Below are 17,079 nucleotides of genomic sequence, written 5' to 3' on the forward strand. Positions count from 1 at the left end.
CGCTCGGCTGCGTTTTATAGCGGGAATAGGTTTCCGGCTCGTCACGATTTGTGACGGATCGTAGATGAGGGCTGAGAGAAAGCTCACTTCACCCGAAGGCGAGCTGGACCTTCATCGCCTTCGACTTGTCGGCGGCGAGGTCGAAGGCCTCGATCGCGCGCTCGACGGGGATCGTCGCGGTCAGCAGCGGCGAGAGGTCGATCGTCTTCGAGCCGATCATCGCCACCGCCCAGTCGAACTCCTCGTGGAAGCGGAAGGAGCCGCGCAGGTCGAACTCCTTGGCGACGACGACGTTCATCGGCAGGGTGAAGTTCCCGCCGACGCCGATCTGCACGATCACGCCGCCGGAGCGCACCACGTCGAAGGCGCCGGTCAGCGCATGCTGATTGCCCGAGGCCTCGAACATCACGTCGAATGCGCCCTTCTCGGCGCCGTATTCGGCCTTCAGCCGCTCCGGCTCCGCCATGACGTTGATGGCGCGGCTGGCGCCCATCTTGAGTGCCGTCGGCAGGGGGCCGTCGACCACGTCGGTGGCGACGATCTCGGCCGCGCCGGCGGCCTTCGCCGCGATGATGGTGAGGATGCCGATCGGCCCCGAGCCGGTGACGAGGACGCGCTTGCCCAGCAGCGGGCCGGCCCGCTTGACGGCATGGAGGCAAACCGCGAGCGGCTCGGCGAAGGCGGCTTCGGCCGCGGTGACATGGTCGGCGACCTTGACCGCCTGGCGCTCCTCGATCACCAGCATCTCGCGGAAGCCGCCCTGGACATGGGGGAAGCGCATGGCGCTGCCGTAGAATAGCATGTCCGTGCAGTGCTGCTGCTGGCCCATCTGGCAGTAGCGGCAATGGCCGCAGGCGCGGCTGGGATTGACCGCGACGCGGTCGCCCACCTTGACGCGCGTGACCTCGGCGCCGACGCATTCGATCCGGCCCGCGATCTCGTGGCCGAGGATCAGCGGCTCGCGCACGCGGATCGTGCCGAAGCCGCCATGCAGGTAGTAATGCAGGTCCGAGCCGCAGATGCCGCCCGCCTCGATTCGGACGCGGACCTGCCGCGGACCGGGTTCAGCCGTGGCGACCTCGTCGACACGGAGGTCTTTTTCGGCGTGGATGACGACGGCGCGCATGGCTTCTTCCCTGATGTTGGCGTTCTTCTCAGCCCTCATCCTGAGGAGCGCTCCGCAGGAGCGCGGCTCCTCTGGATGAGGGCTGAGGGAGGCCCGACAGCCTCGCCGATATTGTCTAATCGATTGAAAGCTGCTTACCCAGTTTCGCCGAGCCGGCGCAATTCGAAAGATGCCGGCGATCCCTTGGAGAGGTCCGCCATGTCTCTGTCGCTGTTCAGTCTGGAGGGCAGGATCGCCCTCGTCACCGGCTCCGGCCAGGGCATCGGGCTGGCGCTGGCGGAAGGGCTCTCGGAAGCCGGCGCTCATGTCGTGCTGAACGGACGCGACAGGGCAAAGCTCGAGCGCGCCGCGCAGGCGATTTCGGCGGCCGGCCGCAAGGTCTCGGTCGCGCCCTTCGACGTCACCGACCAGGCGGCTGTCGAGGCGGGCGTCGCTGCAATCGAGGCCGAGATCGGGCCGATCGACATCCTCATCAACAATGCCGGCATGCAGAAGCGCGCGCCGATCCACGAGTTCCCGGTCGAGGGCTGGCACCAGGTGATGGCGACCAACCTGCACTCGGTGTTCTACGTCACCCAGGCTGTGACCAAGCGGATGCTGCCGCGCAAGCGCGGCAAGATCATCAGCATCGGCTCGGTCATGAGCGAACTCGGACGCGCGACGATCATCCCCTACACGGCCTCGAAGGGCGCGGTGAAGATGATGACGCGCGGGCTCGCCGCCGAGCTCGGCAAGCACAACATCCAGGCCAATGCGATCGGCCCCGGCTATTTCACTACCGAGATCAACAAGGCGCTGATCGCGGACGAAGCCTTCACCGCCTGGGTCTGCAACCGCACCCCGGCCGGGCGCTGGGGCGAGACGAAAGAGTTGGTTGGCGCGGCGATCTTCCTGTCGTCGGCGGCATCCGACTATGTCAACGGCCATCTGCTGATGGTCGATGGCGGGCTGACCGCGGTGGTGTGAGGCCGGCCGCCCGCTTCTCGAAAGCCCAGGTTCAGTCCGGCGGGCGCCGAGACGCCTGCATCAGGAAATCGCGCACGGCCGGGTCGCTGCTCAGGCCGATCGCGCGGTCATAGGCGTCCCGGGCAGCCCCGTCCTGTCCTGACCGCCGCAGCAGATGAGCCTTGAGAGCCCAGTAGGGCTGATAGGACAGGACGTCAGAGGGTGGCAGCTCGGCCAGGGCCGCGAGCCCGGCCTGCGGGTGGGATGCCTCCGCCAGTGCCGCGGCCCGGCTGACGAGCACGCCGGTCGTCGGTGCGAGCCGGGCCAGCCCTTCATAGAGGCGGGCCAGGGCTGTGGCGTCGGTGCGCCCCGTCACCGCCCGGGCGGCATGGACGGACTGGATCGCCGCCTCCAGCTGGAACGGCCCCAAACTCGCATGCCGGGCGGCCTGCGCCAGTTCGGCTTCCGCCTCCTTGATAAGCGGGGTCGACCAGCGCGCCGTGTCCTGCTCGGCGAGCGGCACGAAGGCGCCGTCGGCCGCCCTGCGGGCCTCGCGCCTGGCCTCGCCATGCAGCATCAGCGCGAGCAGGCCACGCGCCTCGGGCTCCTCGGGCAGGAGCTGGATCACGAGCCGCGCGAGCCAGATCGCCTCCTCCGCGAGGCCGCGGCGCCGGGGATCGGCACCGGCGATATCGTCCCAGCCGCTGCCATAGGCGGCGTAGATCGCCTGCAGCACGGCATCGAGCCGCCCGGGCAACTCGGCCTGTTCGGGAATGACAAAGGCGATGCGGGCATCGCGGATCTTGGCCTTGGCGCGCACCAGGCGCTGCCCGAGCGCCGCGGGCGAGGTCAGGAAGGCCTGGGCGATGCGGGCGGCATCGAGACCCAGCACGGCCTGCAGCATCAGCGGTGCGCGGGCGGCGGCGTCGATCGCCGGATGGGCACAGACGAAGAGCAGCTTGAGCCGTTCATCGGGAAAGGCGGCGCCGTCGGCGCTGGCATCCTGCTCCGCCAGCAGGGTCAGGGTCGGCTCCGCCGCGGCGCGGATGGTCTGGCGGCGCCGTCCGTCGATCAGCTGGCGACGCGCCGCCGTCAGCAGCCAGGCGTCCGGACGGGCCGGGACGCCGTCGGAGGGCCAGTGGTCGAGCGCCAGCCGGAAGGCTTCGGCGAGCGCATCCTCGGCGGCCGCGAGATCGCGCCAGTCCCGGGCCAGCAGCGAGAGCAGGCGGCCATAGGAGGCGCGGGCGGCGAGATCGGCCGCCATCCGCGCCTTATGTGCACCGGCCTCGCCGGCCATCAGCCGGCCGGCGGCGGCGGGGGCGGCAGCACCGGGCGCACCTCGGTCGAGCCATAGGCCGAGGCCGGGCTGCGCGCCGCCCAGTCGAGCGCGGCGTCGAGGTCGGGCACGTCGATGACGAAATAGCCGCCGAGCTGCTCCTTGGTGTCGGGATGCGGGCCGTCCTGCACCTGCCGCCGGCCGTCGCGCATGCGGACCATGGTGGCCGTGTGGGGCGGCTGCAGGCCGGCACCGCTGACCACGACGCCGGCCTGGTTGAGCGCGCCGACATAGGCCATCCACGAGCCCCAATAGGCGGGAGCCTTTTCGGGATCGTCGCGCAGGCCGAATTCGGTGTCCGTCTCGCGGAAGATGAGCATGTACTGCATGGGGCGAACTCCTCGTCAACTGACGCCGGAGAACCATCCCCCGGCTGCCATGATGACGTCCAGCCCCTGCCGGTTTCGACAGGCGGTTCGAAAATAATCCGCAGGCCGTCCGCTCAGGCCTTCGTCAGCCGCTGCGCATGCCAGGCAATGTGCTGGGCCATGAAGGTCGAGATGAAGTTGTAGGAATGGTCGTAGCCCTCGCGCATCTGCAGCTCGAGCGGAATGCCGGCGGCGGCGCAGGCGATTTCGAGCAGCTGCGGCCGCAGGCCCTCCTCAAGGAAGCCGTCGGCGGTGCCCTGGTCGACCAGCAGATCCTTCACCCGATGGCCGTCGGCGATCAGCAGCGTCGCATCGTAGGGACGCCACGCGCTCTCGTCGGGGCCGAGATAATTTTCGAAGGCCGGGCGCGACCAGCCGGCGGTCGAGGGCTGGGCGATCGGCGCGAAGGCGGAGACGGAGGCGTAGCGATCGGGGTTTTTCAGCGCGAGCGTGATCGCGCCATGGCCGCCCATGGAATGGCCGAAGATGCCCTGGCGGCCCATATCGACCGGGAAATGCCGCGCGACCAGCTCGGGCAGCTCGTCGCGGATGTAGCTCTCCATCCGGTAGTTCGTGTCGTAGGGCGCCTGCGTGGCGTCGAGATAGAACCCTGCGCCGGAGCCGAGCTGCCAGTTGCCCGGCTCGTCGGGCACGTGCTCGCCGCGGGGGCTGGTATCGGGGCAGATGATGGCGATGCCATTGGCCGCGGCAGCAGCCCGGTACTCGCCCTTGTCCATGACGTTCTGATGCGTGCAGGTCAGGCCCGAGAGATACCAGAGCAGCGGCACCGGCCCGTCCTCGCTCTGCGGCGGCAGGAAGATCGCGAAGGTCATCGGGCAGGCGCAAGCCTCGCTCTGGTGGCGATAGACGCGCTGCGAGCCGCCGAAGGCCTTCGAGGACGAGAGGAGTTCCATGGGGTGTTCCTTATGCTCTGGTCGTGGCCGTCATGGTCGGGCTTGACCCGACCATCTCGGAAACCAGTGCCTTTTATGGGGCAGGCGTGCTCTGCGGAGAGGCGCTCCTCCTCCGGCCAGAGATTCTCGGGTCTGCGCTGCGCTTCGCCCGAGAATGACGGATGGCCTCAGTAGACCACCACGCTCCGGATCGACTTGCCCTCATGCATCAGGTCGAAGCCGTGGTTGATCTCGTCGAGGCTGAGCTTGTGGGTGATCAGGTCGTCGATGTTGATCTTGCCCTCCATGTACCAGTCGACGATCTTGGGCACGTCGGTGCGGCCGCGCGCGCCGCCGAAAGCCGTGCCCTTCCAGACGCGGCCAGTGACGAGCTGGAACGGGCGCGTCGCGATCTCCTTGCCGGCCTCGGCGACGCCGATGATGATCGACTCGCCCCAGCCGCGATGGCAGCATTCCAGCGCCTGGCGCATGACGTTGACGTTGCCGGTGGCGTCGAAGGAGAAGTCGGCACCGCCGCCGGTGAGATCGACGATCGCCTGGACGACCTTGTCGTTGCCGACCTCCTTCGGGTTGATGAAGTCGGTCATGCCGAATTTGCGCGCCATCTCCTGCTTGGCCGGGTTGATGTCGACGCCGATGATCTTGTCGGCGCCGACCATGCGGGCACCCTGGATCACGTTGAGGCCGATGCCGCCCAGCCCGAAGACCACGACATTGGCGCCCGGCCAGACCTTGGCGGTGTAGATCACCGCGCCGATGCCGGTGGTGACGCCGCAGCCGATGTAGCAGATCTTGTCGAAGGGTGCGTCCTCGCGGACCTTGGCGAGTGCGATCTCGGGCAGGACGGTGAAGTTCGCGAAGGTCGAGCAGCCCATGTAGTGGAACACCTCGCCGCCATCGCAGGAGAAGCGGCTCGTGCCGTCGGGCATCACGCCCTGGCCCTGCGTCGAGCGGATCGAGGTGCAGAGATTGGTCCGGCGCGAGAGGCAGGATTTACAGCTGCGGCATTCGGGCGTGTAGAGCGGGATGACATGGTCGCCGGGCTTCAGCGAGGTCACGCCGGCGCCGACCTCGCGGACGATGCCGGCGCCCTCATGGCCGAGGATCGCCGGGAATTTCCCTTCCGAATCCAGGCCCGACAGCGTGTAGGCGTCGGTGTGGCAGATGCCGGTCGCCATGACCTCGACCAGCACCTCGCCGGCCTTCGGGCCGCCGATCTCGATGGTCTCGATGGTGAGCGGCTTGCCGGCTTCCCAGGCGACGGCGGCGCGGGTCTTCATCGGGCGGTTCCTTCCTCGGTTTCTCGGGTCATTTCAGATAGGGGCGGATCACGCGCATGATCTCGCCGATCTCGGCCGGCTCGCTCGCCGGTGCATGGTCACGGTCGTCGTGGCCGCCGCAGGTCTGGCCCATCAGCGTCTCGCGCAGATGACTTTCCAGCACCTCCGCCATCAGCCCGGTCGCGGCGCCGCGCAGGGCCGACAGCTGCTGCAGCAGCGCGCCACAGGGCTCGCCGCGCTCGACGGCGGCGATCAGCGCATCGGCCTGGCCGCGGATGCGCTTGAGCCGCGTCACGGCGCGCTTCTTCTCTTCGGGCGTGTGCGGCATGGGCTCCCCGATACTGGGGGGGTGTATCGTCCCGCCGTTCTAGGTTGCCGGGCCTGAGCCGTCAACGCGGCCGCGGCGCCGCAGCCTCAGCCCACCGGCGTCAGGCTGCGGATCCGCGCCAGGCCGAGCGGGGCGATGTCGGCGAGTTCGGCCAGCTGCTTCCAGGCGGCGGCGTGGACCTCCTCGATCTGGGCGACGAGCGGCGCCGCCGGATCGGCGAGAAAGAGATATTGCAGGTCGTGATGGATATGGGCCGGCTCGCCGCGGGCCGGCTTGCCTGGAACGTCGTGGCTGTCGATGACGAAGGGCAGGTCGGTTCCCTCGTGCCAGGGATGCAGGCGAAGCCCCTGCACACCGGTCTCCTCCAGCGCCTCGCGCGCGGCGGAGGCGTGGAAGCTCTCGGCTTCTTCCCAATGCCCCCCGGGCTGGAGCCAGCGGCCGATCACGACATGGTCGATCAGCAGGATGCGGCTGTGATCGGGCGAGAGCACATAGGCGCTGGTGGTGACATGGCCGGGGAAGGTGTCGCGCGAGTCGAGCGCATGACCTTGATCGATCTGCCAGCGCAGCAGCGAGAGATGTTCGCGCGGGCCGGCGATCTCGGCGCGGTAGCGCGCGACGGCTTCGGCGAGGCGGGCGGGGAAGGTCTGGATCATGGCGTGGGTCTAGCCGATTCGAGGGCGGGTTGGCAGCAGCGCTCGTCCCTTCTCCCCTCGCGGGAGAGGCTCCGGAAGCGCAACGCGATACCCCCCTCCCCACAAGGGGGAGGGGTTCCCCGCGCCTCACGCGCGTCATGCTCGGGCTCGCCCCGAGCAACTCGGGACGAGAGAGGCTCCGCAACCGCGCCGCCTCTTCCCTTCTCCCGGATGGGAGAAGGTGGCGCGGAGCGCTGGATGAGGGCCTGCCGATGCAGCCAGAAGGCGCCACGGCTCCGTCGCGTTTCAATGATCAGCGGCAGTCCCTCATCCCTGCCCTTCTCCCATCCGGGAGAAGGGTTCCCCGCGCTTCACCTCAAGCGCGCACAGCAATTCCCCGCCCGCGCTCGCACGCAGGCGTCACAAACGAGGGGCAGCGGAGCGCCGCGAGGCGCGTAGCCTGAAATCCGCATCCGTTGAGCCAGGATGCGGCGCGGATGGATTGAGCCACCATCCGCACGCCCCGTGGCGCTCCGCTTGTCGGCGATTTGACGACTCCGGGCGGTCGTGTCCCACAGCGTGGTGTAGCTGCGGGTGGTCATCGGCGATTGCCGGTTAGGTTTGGGTTGCGAGATCCAACCCTGAACCGAGAGATCCCCGATGACCGACGAGATGATGAACCTGCGCGGGCTGCTGGAGAAGAGCCCTGACGCCGATCTTCTGCGCGAGATGATCGGCTTTGCCGCGCAGCGCCTGATGGAGTTGGAGGTCGGCGGCCTGACCGGCGCCGGCTTTGGCGAGAAGAGCCCGGAGCGCCTGGCGCAGCGCAACGGCTATCGCGAGCGAGACTGGGAGACGCGCGCCGGCACGGTGGAGCTGCGCATCCCCAAGCTGAGGAAGGGCAGCTACTTCCCGGGTTTCCTCGAGCCGCGCCGCATGGCCGAGAAGGCGCTGACGGCGGTGATCCCAGCCAAATGCGAAGCAATTGGCGAGGAGGCCTACATCCAGGGCATCTCGACCCGCTCGGTCGACGACCTGGTCAAGGCGATGGGCATGAGCGGCATCTCCAAGAGCCAGGTCAGCCGTCTCTGCGAGGAGATCGACGAACGAGTCCAGGCTTTCCTCGATCGTCCCATCGAGGGCGACTGGCCCTATCTCTGGATCGACGCAACCTATGTGAAGGTGCGCCAGGCCGGCCGGATCGTCTCGGTGGCGGTGATCGTCGCCGTCGCCGTCAACAGCGACGGCCGGCGCGAGGTTCTGGGCATGGATATCGGCCCTTCCGAGGCCGAGACCTTCTGGACCGCCTTCCTGCGCAAGCTGGCGCGGCGCGGCCTGCGCGGGGTGAGGCTCGTCGTCTCCGACAGCCATGAAGGCATCAAGGCGGCCGTCTCGAAGGTCCTCACCGCGACCTGGCAGCGCTGCCGGGTTCACTTCATGAGAAACGCGCTCGCCCATGCCGGCCGCTCCGGGCGGCGTGTCGTCTCTGCCTTCATCGCCACGGCGTTTGCCCAGGATGATGCGGCCGCTGCGAGCCAGCAATGGCGCAGGGTCGCCGACCAGCTCAGGCCGACCGTCCCCAAGCTCGCCGCCCTGATGGACACGGCCGAGACCGACGTCCTCGCCTACATGACCTTCCCGACGCAGCACCGCGCCAAGCTGCACTCAACCAACCCGCTGGAGCGCCTCAACGGCGAGATCAAGCGCAGGACTGAGGTCGTCGGCATCTTCCCCAACGAGGCCGCCATCACAAGGCTCGTCGGCGCGATCCTGCTCGAACAGAACGACGAATGGGCCGTCCAGCGCGCCCGCTACATCACGCTGGAAAGCATCGCGCCGATCAGCGATGATCCCATCGTCAGCCTGCCAGCCGTGGCCGCCTGACCAGCCCGGCCAAAGCCGGCAACGTGGTGGCTCCAAGAAGCTACACCACCATCAGGGACACGATCGAGAAGGTGGCGCGGAGCGCTGGATGAGGGCCTGCCGATGCAGCCAGAAGGCGCCACGGCTCCGTCGCGTTTCAATGATCAGCGGCAGTCCCTCATCCCTGCCCTTCTCCCATCCGGGAGAAGGGTTCCCCGCGCTTCACCTCAAGCGCGCACAGCAATTCCCCGCCCGCGCTCGCACGCAGGCGTCACAAACGAGGGGCAGCGGAGCGCCGCGAGGCGCGTTGGGTAGACTAGCCGCATCCCTAGAGCCAGGATGCGGCGCGGATGGATTGAGCCACCATCCGCACGCCCCGTGGCGCTCCGCCTGTCGGCGATTTTTGACTCCGGGCCGCGCTTATCGGGTCGAAAGCCAGCCTCCGCCGCGAGCCCTTTCGACGCCAGTGCCCCTCATCGGGTTGTCGCGTCTACTCCGGCATGGGACGAGGGCCTGACGCCATCGACCGGTCCAGCGAGCTCCTCGCACAGGGATCCTAGTGTCCCCAGGGCGGCGCCCCGAAGCCTCCCGAGTCCTGCTTGCAAGGCTGGCCGCAGGCGCCGCGCCCATCCCCGCCAACGGCGTGCCTTCCGGATGGCGGCCCTCGGGGATGAGGTGGTGCATCTTAGGGTGAGAATGTTGCTCCGGGGATAAGTCAGCCTCCTTCTCCCTTCGGAAGGAGAGGGTACGGCAGGGATGAGGGCGCGCCCCAGCGGCCCTCTTCTGGCGCGGCCTTCGCCCATCTCGGTGGCCACAGCGCCACCAAATTCAGTCGCCAAGAGAAAGTCATCATCGGATTCGATTTTACGTAAATATTAGGAAAATATACTTATATATTCATGTTCATAGACTATAAATTCAACGTCTCCCTAGCAGTTTTGTGCGGCGTTGACCGTATATTTTAAAGAGAGTAATGAGAAATGCGCGCTGAAGGATTCAATTTGTTAAATCGATTTAAATTTTAGCGACCTATCCCTCTCAGTGCGGCTCTGATCCGATAGTGTGGCCTGTTCATTCCCGTTGTTGGAGGTGTAAGATGTTTGAGCGCATCAGTCACGTGAACGGCATTGTCAGCGAAGACGAGATTCTCTTTTCTACCCGTTTCGACTATCTCTTTCCTGAGGCGGCACGTTCGAAACTGTGTCTCGTTCCGAACTCGGAAGAAAGTACGACCGGATTGCGGGCCTTGGGCACCGCCATGGCCACTGATGACCTAGAGCCGCCGGCGGACCCCCACGAGTCCGCGATACCCGCCATTTACACCTATTTCGGCCAGTTCATCGATCACGATACGACCGCGCGCACGGACCGCGAAGGCAATGTCACCAGCGTCGGCCGGGCCGAGCCGGTCCACCCGCTCGACCCCGATTTCATCGTGGCCAATCTCCGAAACGGTCGCCGTCCCGGCTTCGATCTCGACAGCGTGTTCGGCGAAGCCCCCGGTCTTGCCGGGCTCGGGGGGCCGAAGCCGGCGCAGACAAACTCGCGGGTGCTCTACGATGCCAACTTCAAACTTAAGCTATTTCAAGACGCGGGGCGGCGGGATGTCCTGAGGGGACCGGGGCGAAGCGCGATCATTCCCGATGGTCGCAATGACGAGAATCCCAATCTTAGCCAGCTCCAGTATGCGATGATGGCGTTCTACAACGCCGTCCACGCGGCTCAGTCGGGCAGCAGTGCTGCAGCGAATTATATCCGAGCCCGCCAGTTGTGCGCATGGGCCTTCCAGTATGTCGTCGTCCATGACTGGCTGAAAACAGTGTGCGAGCCACTGATCGTCGATGATACGCTTGCCAACGGTCCCCGCTTCTTCGGCAACGCCGCTGGCCAAGGCGGCTCCTTCATGCCTCTCGAATTTTCGGTGGCCGGATTCCGATTTGCGCACACTATGATCAGGCCCTCATACCAGGCGAATGCCGCTGCGCCGCTGGTCCCGATCAATGAGATGCTCGGATTTGCTGGCAAGGACCAGTTCTTCGATGCGGCGCCCGACGGATCTCAGCAACTGAAGAAGCTTTTCACGATCGACTGGAACTTCTTCGCAAGGGGCGGGTCCAACGTACAACATACACGCAAGCTCGACACCAAGATTGCGCGTGGTCTTGGATCTCTAACTCTCGGCAATCGGACCGACGACCCGGTGCTGGGCCACCTTGCGCGCTCGAACCTCTTGCGGAGCAAGAATTTGTCGATCCCCATCGGCCAAGCGGTGGCCGATGCTTTCGGCGTCCTTGCGCTCAAGCCTGCCGAAATTCTCGATGGCGAGGATGCAGGCATCCGTGATGTGCTGGAGACCTACTCGTTCCATCACCGATCGCCGCTCTGGTACTATGTGTTGCGCGAGGCCCAGGTGCAGCAGAATGGGGAACGCCTCGGCGAGGTTGGCAGCCGGATCGTCTGTGAAACGGTGATCGGCCTCATCAAGAACGATCCGTCGAGCTATCTTTACCATCGGCATGACGGCGCCGTGCGTGCCAACGGCATTGACGTCAAACCAGGGGTCGGTGGCGTGATCAACGAGATTAGCGACATCTTGCGCTTCGCCGGCGTCTTTTGAAGGTTGCCCTCATGGGGCGTTCCCCATGAGGGTCCTAATATCGAGCGTCAGGTCCCATTCGGCCCCATTGCGCGCGTATCATGGGCGAGGCGTTTTAAGACTAACGGGGGGCCGCCTGCCGGCCCCCGGCAGATCAAACTAAGCCACAAAGCTCGCGGCGGCGCCCTCGGATCATCAGAGCCTCAGCCCCTCACAGCTTCCCATAAGCCGGCAGGGTCAGGAAATCCTCGAACTGCGGCGCGAGCGAGAGCTCCGAGAACAGCGCGATCGCCTCGGGGAAGCGGCCCTTGTCGTAGGTCTCCGCGCCGAGTTCGGTCTTCACGCGGGCCATCTCTTCGGTGAGGCAGCGCTTGAACAGATCGGGGGTGACCTTGGTGGTGCCGTCGACCTCGACGCCGTAGCTGACGAACTGCCAGATCTGGGCGCGGCTGATCTCGGCCGTCGCGGCGTCTTCCATCATGTTGTAGATCGGCACGGCGCCGCGGCCGCGCAGCCAGGCTTCGAGATACTGCACGCCGACGCGGATGTTCTCGCGGAAGCCCTCTTCCGTGCGCGTGCCCTGATGGACTTCGAGAAGGTCCTTGGCGGTGACGGCGACGTCCTCGCGCTTCTTGTCGAGCTGGTTGGCCTGCGGCATCAGCCGGTCGAAGACCTCCATGGCGACGGGGACGAGGTCGGGATGGGCGACCCAGGTGCCGTCATGCCCGTTGCCAGCCTCGCGCTCCTTGTCGGCCTTGACCTTGGCGAAGGCCGCCGCATTGGCCTCCGGGTTGTTCTTGACCGGGATCTGGGCGGCCATGCCGCCCATGGCGAAGGCGCCGCGGCGGTGGCAGGTCTTGATCAGCAGCAGCGAATAGGCGTTCAGGAAGGCCTTGGTCATCACGACCTGCGAGCGGTCGGGCAGGACGAAGGCCGGGTTGCGGGCGAGCTTCTTGATGAAGGAGAAGATGTAGTCCCAGCGGCCGCAGTTGAGGCCGGCCATGTGGTCGCGCAGTTCGTAGAGGATCTCGTCCATCTCGAAGGCGGCCGGCAGCGTCTCGATCAGGACGGTGGCCTTGATCGTGCCGGTCTTCAGGCCGAGCGCGGCTTGCGCCGCGACGAAGACGTCGTTCCAGAGCCGGGCCTCGAGATGGCTCTCGAGCTTGGGCAGGTAGAAATAGGGGCCCGAGCCTGCGGCGAGCGCGGCCTTGGCGTTGTGGAAGAGATAGAGCCCGAAATCGACCAGCGAGCCCGACGCGATCTCGCCGTCGATCTCGATATGGGCCTCCGGCAGGTGCCAGCCGCGCGGGCGGATGATCAGCACGGCGGGGTTGGGCTTCAGCGCGTAGGCCTTGCCGGTGGTCGGATCGGTGAAGTCGATCGCGTTGGCCCAGCGGTCCTTCAGATTGATCTGGCCCTCGATCATGTTGGCCCAGACCGGCGAGGAGGCATCCTCGAAATCGGCCATGAAGACCTTCGCGCCGCAGTTGAGCGCATTGACGATCATCTTGCGGTCGACCGGGCCGGTGATCTCGACGCGGCGGTCGAGCAGATCGGCGGGGATGGGCGCGACCGTCCAGTCGCCCTCGCGGATATGGCGGGTCTCGGCCAGGAAGTCCGGCGTCTCGCCGGCGTCAAAACGCTTCTGTCGCTCGGCGCGCAGCGCCAGCAGGCGCTTGCGCGTCTCGTTGAATCGGCGGTGCAGATCGGCGACGAAAGCGAGCGCGTCATGGCTCAAAACCTCGTCATAGCGCGTGGCGAGCGCGCCCTTGACGACGACGCCCTTGGGCAGGGTGAGGGAGGCTTGGGTCATGGCGGGCTCCGGCTGACGGTCTCGTTGGCCCCTTATCGCCCGAGACGATCCTTCGCGAAACGACGAAAAGCGCCGAGGACCTTTGCCGATTTCGAAAAGATGACAGCATTCGTTAACGATTGTGACAGTGCCGTCCCGGTCCCCCGCGCAAAACCCGACGATGCCGACAAATCGAGCGATCGGATTCAGCCCGCCGCAACGGGGGCGGGGGTGTCGTGAGCGCTGATTATCGGGGGATAGTCCATGAAAGTCGGGTCCATGATGCGGCGGCTGAGACGGCTTTGCTCGGAAGAGCGCGGCAATGTGATGGTGATGTTCAGCTTCGCCATGGTGCCGGTGATCGGCCTGACCGGCGCCACGATCGACTATTCCCGGGCCACGGATGCCCGCCAGATGCTGAACGCGGCGGTGGATTCCGCGGCGCTGATGGCGGCCCGCGACGCGACCAAGCTCAGCGACAGCGAATTGCGCGAGCGGATCAACAAGTGGATCGCCAGCAATCTCAGCGGTGAGGCCGCCAAGAGCTTCACCAGCGCCGCCATCACCATCGACCGGACGGCCCGGACGATCTCCGTGGCGGCCAATCTCTCGATCGACACCAGCCTGACGCGGCTGATCGGGCACGACCACATGCAGGTCGCCAGCACCTCGCAGTCGACCTGGGGCACGAACACGATCGAGCTGGCGCTGGCGCTCGACAACACCGGCTCGATGGCCTCGTCCGGCAAGATGGACGCGCTGAAAGCCGCCTCGCTCGACCTCATCAAGATCATGAAGGACGCGACGCTGACGACGGACCAGATCCGGATCTCGGTCGTGCCCTTCGCCACCCAGATCAAGGTCTCGACCGATCTCAAGGACGAATCCTGGCTGCGCTATGATCAGAGCAAGACGACCTGGTCGCGCGACCGCTGGGGCAACTGGATTCCGAACACCGTCAGCATCACCAAGTCGACATGGACCGGCTGCATCAGCGACCGCGACCAGCCCAACGACGTCAAGGACAACGAGACCGTCTCGGCCTATGCCACGCTCTACCCGGCGGATTTCTGCGCGTATTCGACGCTGGCGCCGATCACGCCGCTAACCTCGGACTGGACGGCGCTGACCAACGCGATCAACGGCATGACCCCGGTCGGCAACACCAACGTCACGATCGGCGCGAACTGGGGCATGGCGACGCTGACGCCGGGCGTTCCCTTCACCGGCGCCAAGCCCTTCTCCACGCCGCGGCTGCAGAAATACATGATCCTCCTGACCGATGGCGAGAACACGCAGAACCGCTTCACGACCAGTGGCAGCGCGATCGACGAGCGCACCAGGCTCGCCTGCCAGAGCGCCAAGGACGCCGGCATCCGCATCTACACGGTGCGCGTCATCAATGGCGACCGCACGCTGCTGCAGAACTGCGCGACCACGCCGAGCATGTATTACGAGGTCAGCAGCGCCTCGCAACTCACGCCGGTGTTCCAGCAGATCGCGCGCGAGATCAGCCAGATCCGCCTGACGCAGTGAGCGTGGCGAAGCGCGCCAGGAAGAGGTCCTGGGCGGCCTGCGTGTCGAGCGGGTCCAGCAGGACCGTGACCGCGCGCGGCAGCGCCTGCGGCCGGCCGAAATAGCGCAGCGCCTCCTCGCGCGAGAAGCCGGCGAGTTCGGTGGCCTCCAGGAAGGCGGCGATGGTGTCGGCCTCCTTGGTCTTGCGCCTGAGCAGAGTGGGTGGCGCCGCCGGCAGCCCGAAGCGCAGATGGATGGCGCCGAGGAGGCGCGTCTCCACCGCCTTGTAGGCGTCGCCCATCACGGCCTTGAAGGGCGAGATCATGTCGCCGATGACGTATTCGGGCGCGTCATGCAGCAGCGCCATCAGCCGCCAGGATTGCGACCAGCCGGGGTTGAGATGATCGGCGATCGCCTCGACCAGCAGGCTGTGCTGCGCGACCGAGAAGGAGTGCGGTCCTTTGGTCTGGCCGTTCCAGCGCGCGACGCGGGCGAGCCCATGGGCGATGTCCTCGATCTCGACATCGAGCGGGGAGGGGTCGAGCAGGTCGAGCCGGCGGCCCGACAGCATGCGCTGCCAGGCGCGCGGCGGGGCGGGAGCACGGGCCATGGTCAGGCGGCTTCCGTCACGGCGAGGAGCGCTGGCGACGAAGCCATCCAGGGGGACGTCGAGCGAGCCCTCCTGGATGGCTTCGCTGCGCTCGCAATGACGGTGGAGGCGCTCATGCCACCCGCACATCGCGCGCCAGGGCGGCGCATTCGTCGCGGCGGAAGCAGCCGGTGAGGTGGTCATTGACCAGCCCGCAGGCCTGCATGAAGGCGTAGACGATGGTCGGGCCGCAGAAGGTGAAGCCGGCTTTCTTCAGGTCCTTCGCCATCGCCTCGGAGATCGCCGTCTGCGTCGGCACCTCGCCCTGCGTGCGGAAATTGTTCTGCAGGACGCGGCCGTCGAGATGCTTCCAGAGGAAATCGGCGAAGGGCTCGCGCTCGCTGATGGCGAGATAGGCGCGCGCGCTCTTGATCGTGCCCTCGATCTTGCCGCGATGGCGGATGATGCCGGGGTCGGCGAGCAGGCGCTGGACGTCCGTTTCGGCGAAGCGCGCGACCTGTTCCGGATCGAAATTCGCGAAGCCGGCGCGGAAGGCGTCGCGCTTCCGCAGGATGGTGATCCAAGACAGCCCGGCCTGGAAGCCGTCGAGGATCAGCTTCTCCCAAAGCGCGCGGGAGTCATATTCCGGCACGCCCCATTCGGTGTCGTGATAGGCGAGATAGAGCGGGTCGGTGCCCGGCCAGCGGCAGCGGAATTTACCGTCGGGCCCGGCGATGGCGATGCGCTCCTCGCTCGCGGTGGTCGTGTCGCTCATGCCGCGGCTCCAAAGCCCGCCTCGCCGGGGAAGGGGAAGCGGATGAAATCCGGCTTCGCCAGGGTGAAGGCCATGCCGCCGCCGAGCAGGGACTCGCCGGCCGCCAGCGCATCGGCGACACGGTCGAGCCTGAGCAGAGCGAGCGCGCGGCCGTTGGCGCCGGAGCCGATCTTGCCCAGTGGTTTGCCGCCGGCCACGGCTTCCGCGCCGGTTTCCGCCGCGATGCCGTCCGCGAAGACGACCGGCACGACGCGGGTGCGGGCGGTGCCGCGATGCTGCATGCGCGAGACCACCTCCTGGCCGATATAGCAGCCCTTCCTGAAGGAGACGCCGCCGGTCTGGTCGAGCAGCGCCTCATGCGGGAAGGCGTCGCCATAGGCGAAATCGCGGCCGCCCTCGGGGATGCCGAGCGCGACGCGGCGGGCGTGCCAGTCATCGGCGGGGGCGGTCGCGATCTCGGTGGCGCCGCCGCGATCGATCAGGGCGCGCTGTCCCAGCCCCGGCAGGCGCGGATCGGCATAGACGAGGCCTGAATCGGCTGGCAGCGCGCCGCCATCGGTCGCGGCGATCACGGCGGTCGCCTCGGAGAGGTCTTCGAGGGTCACCTTGGCGCGCAGCTTGTAGAGCTTAAGGCGTTTCATCAGGTCGGCGGTCTGGAGCAGGGGCGTGTCGAGCAGGAAGCCGCCGCCCTCCGCATCGGGGACCGCGACGACGAGAAAATCGCAGATGATCTTGCCTTGGGGTGTCAGCAGCGCGCCATAGCCGGCCTGTTCCGGCGTCACCGCGTCCAGGTCGTTGGTGACGAGGTTCTGCAGGAAGGGGCGGGCGTCCTCGCCGGCGACGCGGATGACGCCGCGGTCGATCAGATGGGTGGCGGGCATGCGTGGTCTCCTGCGTGTCCGTCATTGCGAGCGAAGCGAAGCAATCCAGAGCGGCAGAGCACCCGGCTTCTGGATTGCTTCGCTTCGCTCGCAATGACGATTGACCCGATAGGTAGGCGGCTTCGCGCGCGTTCTC

Annotated in this window: 15 protein-coding genes; 4 read left to right on the top strand and 11 right to left on the bottom strand. The window is 66.7% G+C overall.

All coding sequences use genetic code 11. The features are described from left to right. Nucleotides 1-88: 88 nt before the first annotated feature. The gene (locus tag SJY11_RS07880) at nt 89-1,126 is read right to left on the bottom strand and encodes an L-idonate 5-dehydrogenase (protein WP_376989276.1); all 1,038 of its coding nucleotides are present in this window, start codon (nt 1,124-1,126) and stop codon (nt 89-91) included. A gap of 198 nt (nt 1,127-1,324) precedes the next feature. On the opposite strand from SJY11_RS07880, the gene SJY11_RS07885 reads away from it, so the two are divergent. Then, on the top strand, nt 1,325-2,092 hold the full coding sequence (locus SJY11_RS07885) for an SDR family NAD(P)-dependent oxidoreductase (RefSeq protein WP_376986044.1): 768 nt from the start codon (nt 1,325-1,327) through the stop codon (nt 2,090-2,092). Nucleotides 2,093-2,123: 31 nt separating this feature from the next. Here the strand turns inward: SJY11_RS07885 and SJY11_RS07890 are convergent, their stop codons facing one another. The 6 genes from SJY11_RS07890 to SJY11_RS07915 all read right to left on the bottom strand — a co-directional run bounded on the left by SJY11_RS07890 (nt 2,124) and on the right by SJY11_RS07915 (nt 6,953). Then, the gene (locus tag SJY11_RS07890) at nt 2,124-3,335 is read right to left on the bottom strand and encodes an RNA polymerase sigma factor (RefSeq protein ID WP_376986045.1); all 1,212 of its coding nucleotides are present in this window, start codon (nt 3,333-3,335) and stop codon (nt 2,124-2,126) included. 32 nt (nt 3,336-3,367) lie between these two features. After that, nucleotides 3,368-3,736, bottom strand: a complete 369-nt coding sequence (locus tag SJY11_RS07895; protein WP_376986046.1) for a YciI family protein — start codon at nt 3,734-3,736, stop codon at nt 3,368-3,370. 113 nt (nt 3,737-3,849) lie between these two features. Then, nucleotides 3,850-4,689: an S-formylglutathione hydrolase gene (gene fghA, locus SJY11_RS07900; protein ID WP_376986047.1), complete on the bottom strand. Its 840-nt coding sequence runs from the start codon at nt 4,687-4,689 to the stop codon at nt 3,850-3,852. Nucleotides 4,690-4,856: 167 nt separating this feature from the next. Continuing rightward, nucleotides 4,857-5,969 (bottom strand): S-(hydroxymethyl)glutathione dehydrogenase/class III alcohol dehydrogenase, encoded by a 1,113-nt coding sequence (locus SJY11_RS07905; RefSeq protein ID WP_376986048.1) that lies wholly within the window; start codon nt 5,967-5,969, stop codon nt 4,857-4,859. A gap of 28 nt (nt 5,970-5,997) precedes the next feature. Next, nucleotides 5,998-6,297 carry a metal-sensing transcriptional repressor gene (locus SJY11_RS07910; RefSeq protein WP_376986049.1) on the bottom strand — a complete coding sequence of 100 codons (300 nt, stop codon included), beginning with the start codon at nt 6,295-6,297 and terminating at the stop codon, nt 5,998-6,000. Between the two features lie 86 nt (nt 6,298-6,383). Beyond that, nucleotides 6,384-6,953 carry an NUDIX hydrolase gene (locus tag SJY11_RS07915; RefSeq protein WP_376986050.1) on the bottom strand — a complete coding sequence of 190 codons (570 nt, stop codon included), beginning with the start codon at nt 6,951-6,953 and terminating at the stop codon, nt 6,384-6,386. Between the two features lie 639 nt (nt 6,954-7,592). On the opposite strand from SJY11_RS07915, the gene SJY11_RS07920 reads away from it, so the two are divergent. Together SJY11_RS07920 and SJY11_RS07925 are read left to right on the top strand one after the other, a co-directional pair. Beyond that, entirely contained in the window at nt 7,593-8,816 is a 1,224-nt protein-coding gene (locus SJY11_RS07920; protein ID WP_376986051.1) for an IS256 family transposase, read from the top strand. 1,075 nt (nt 8,817-9,891) lie between these two features. Beyond that, complete coding sequence (locus tag SJY11_RS07925) at nt 9,892-11,412, top strand: peroxidase family protein (RefSeq protein WP_376986052.1); 1,521 nt, start codon at nt 9,892-9,894, stop codon at nt 11,410-11,412. Between the two features lie 190 nt (nt 11,413-11,602). Here SJY11_RS07925 and aceB read toward each other — a convergent pair whose 3' ends face one another. Beyond that, nucleotides 11,603-13,204 (bottom strand): malate synthase A, encoded by a 1,602-nt coding sequence (gene aceB / locus SJY11_RS07930; protein WP_376986053.1) that lies wholly within the window; start codon nt 13,202-13,204, stop codon nt 11,603-11,605. A gap of 243 nt (nt 13,205-13,447) precedes the next feature. Here aceB and SJY11_RS07935 point away from each other — a divergent pair, with 243 nt between their 5' ends. Further along, nucleotides 13,448-14,719 carry a vWA domain-containing protein gene (locus SJY11_RS07935; protein ID WP_376986054.1) on the top strand — a complete coding sequence of 424 codons (1,272 nt, stop codon included), beginning with the start codon at nt 13,448-13,450 and terminating at the stop codon, nt 14,717-14,719. Here the strand turns inward: SJY11_RS07935 and SJY11_RS07940 are convergent. From SJY11_RS07940 to ygfZ, 3 genes are all read right to left on the bottom strand, one after another. Next, nucleotides 14,694-15,308: a YfbR-like 5'-deoxynucleotidase gene (locus tag SJY11_RS07940; RefSeq protein ID WP_376986055.1), complete on the bottom strand. Its 615-nt coding sequence runs from the start codon at nt 15,306-15,308 to the stop codon at nt 14,694-14,696. The genes SJY11_RS07935 and SJY11_RS07940 overlap by 26 nt on opposite strands. 112 nt (nt 15,309-15,420) lie before the next feature. Further along, on the bottom strand, nt 15,421-16,062 hold the full coding sequence (locus SJY11_RS07945) for a DNA-3-methyladenine glycosylase I (protein WP_376986056.1): 642 nt from the start codon (nt 16,060-16,062) through the stop codon (nt 15,421-15,423). Then, entirely contained in the window at nt 16,059-16,943 is an 885-nt protein-coding gene (gene ygfZ, locus SJY11_RS07950; protein ID WP_376986057.1) for a CAF17-like 4Fe-4S cluster assembly/insertion protein YgfZ, read from the bottom strand. Before ygfZ ends, SJY11_RS07945 begins: the two co-directional genes overlap by 4 nt. Between the last annotated feature and the right edge of the window lie 136 nt (nt 16,944-17,079).

This window comes from Allobosea sp. R86505, from assembly GCF_042466375.1.
Classification (GTDB): Bacteria; Pseudomonadota; Alphaproteobacteria; order Rhizobiales; family Beijerinckiaceae; genus Allobosea.

What these genes read in the sequence shown, in the direction of transcription:
- SJY11_RS07885 (WP_376986044.1), top strand. Translation starts at nt 1,325, where the DNA reads ATGTCTCTGTCGCTGTTCAGTCTGGAGGGCAGGATCGCCCTCGTCACC.
- SJY11_RS07880 (WP_376989276.1), bottom strand. Translation starts at nt 1,126, where the DNA reads ATGCGCGCCGTCGTCATCCACGCCGAAAAAGACCTCCGTGTCGACGAG.
- SJY11_RS07915 (WP_376986050.1), bottom strand. Translation starts at nt 6,953, where the DNA reads ATGATCCAGACCTTCCCCGCCCGCCTCGCCGAAGCCGTCGCGCGCTAC.
- aceB (WP_376986053.1), bottom strand. Translation starts at nt 13,204, where the DNA reads ATGACCCAAGCCTCCCTCACCCTGCCCAAGGGCGTCGTCGTCAAGGGC.
- SJY11_RS07925 (WP_376986052.1), top strand. Translation starts at nt 9,892, where the DNA reads ATGTTTGAGCGCATCAGTCACGTGAACGGCATTGTCAGCGAAGACGAG.
- SJY11_RS07895 (WP_376986046.1), bottom strand. Translation starts at nt 3,736, where the DNA reads ATGCAGTACATGCTCATCTTCCGCGAGACGGACACCGAATTCGGCCTG.
- SJY11_RS07920 (WP_376986051.1), top strand. Translation starts at nt 7,593, where the DNA reads ATGACCGACGAGATGATGAACCTGCGCGGGCTGCTGGAGAAGAGCCCT.
- SJY11_RS07945 (WP_376986056.1), bottom strand. Translation starts at nt 16,062, where the DNA reads ATGAGCGACACGACCACCGCGAGCGAGGAGCGCATCGCCATCGCCGGG.
- SJY11_RS07940 (WP_376986055.1), bottom strand. Translation starts at nt 15,308, where the DNA reads ATGGCCCGTGCTCCCGCCCCGCCGCGCGCCTGGCAGCGCATGCTGTCG.
- SJY11_RS07905 (WP_376986048.1), bottom strand. Translation starts at nt 5,969, where the DNA reads ATGAAGACCCGCGCCGCCGTCGCCTGGGAAGCCGGCAAGCCGCTCACC.
- SJY11_RS07890 (WP_376986045.1), bottom strand. Translation starts at nt 3,335, where the DNA reads ATGGCGGCCGATCTCGCCGCCCGCGCCTCCTATGGCCGCCTGCTCTCG.
- SJY11_RS07935 (WP_376986054.1), top strand. Translation starts at nt 13,448, where the DNA reads ATGAAAGTCGGGTCCATGATGCGGCGGCTGAGACGGCTTTGCTCGGAA.
- ygfZ (WP_376986057.1), bottom strand. Translation starts at nt 16,943, where the DNA reads ATGCCCGCCACCCATCTGATCGACCGCGGCGTCATCCGCGTCGCCGGC.
- SJY11_RS07910 (WP_376986049.1), bottom strand. Translation starts at nt 6,297, where the DNA reads ATGCCGCACACGCCCGAAGAGAAGAAGCGCGCCGTGACGCGGCTCAAG.
- fghA (WP_376986047.1), bottom strand. Translation starts at nt 4,689, where the DNA reads ATGGAACTCCTCTCGTCCTCGAAGGCCTTCGGCGGCTCGCAGCGCGTC.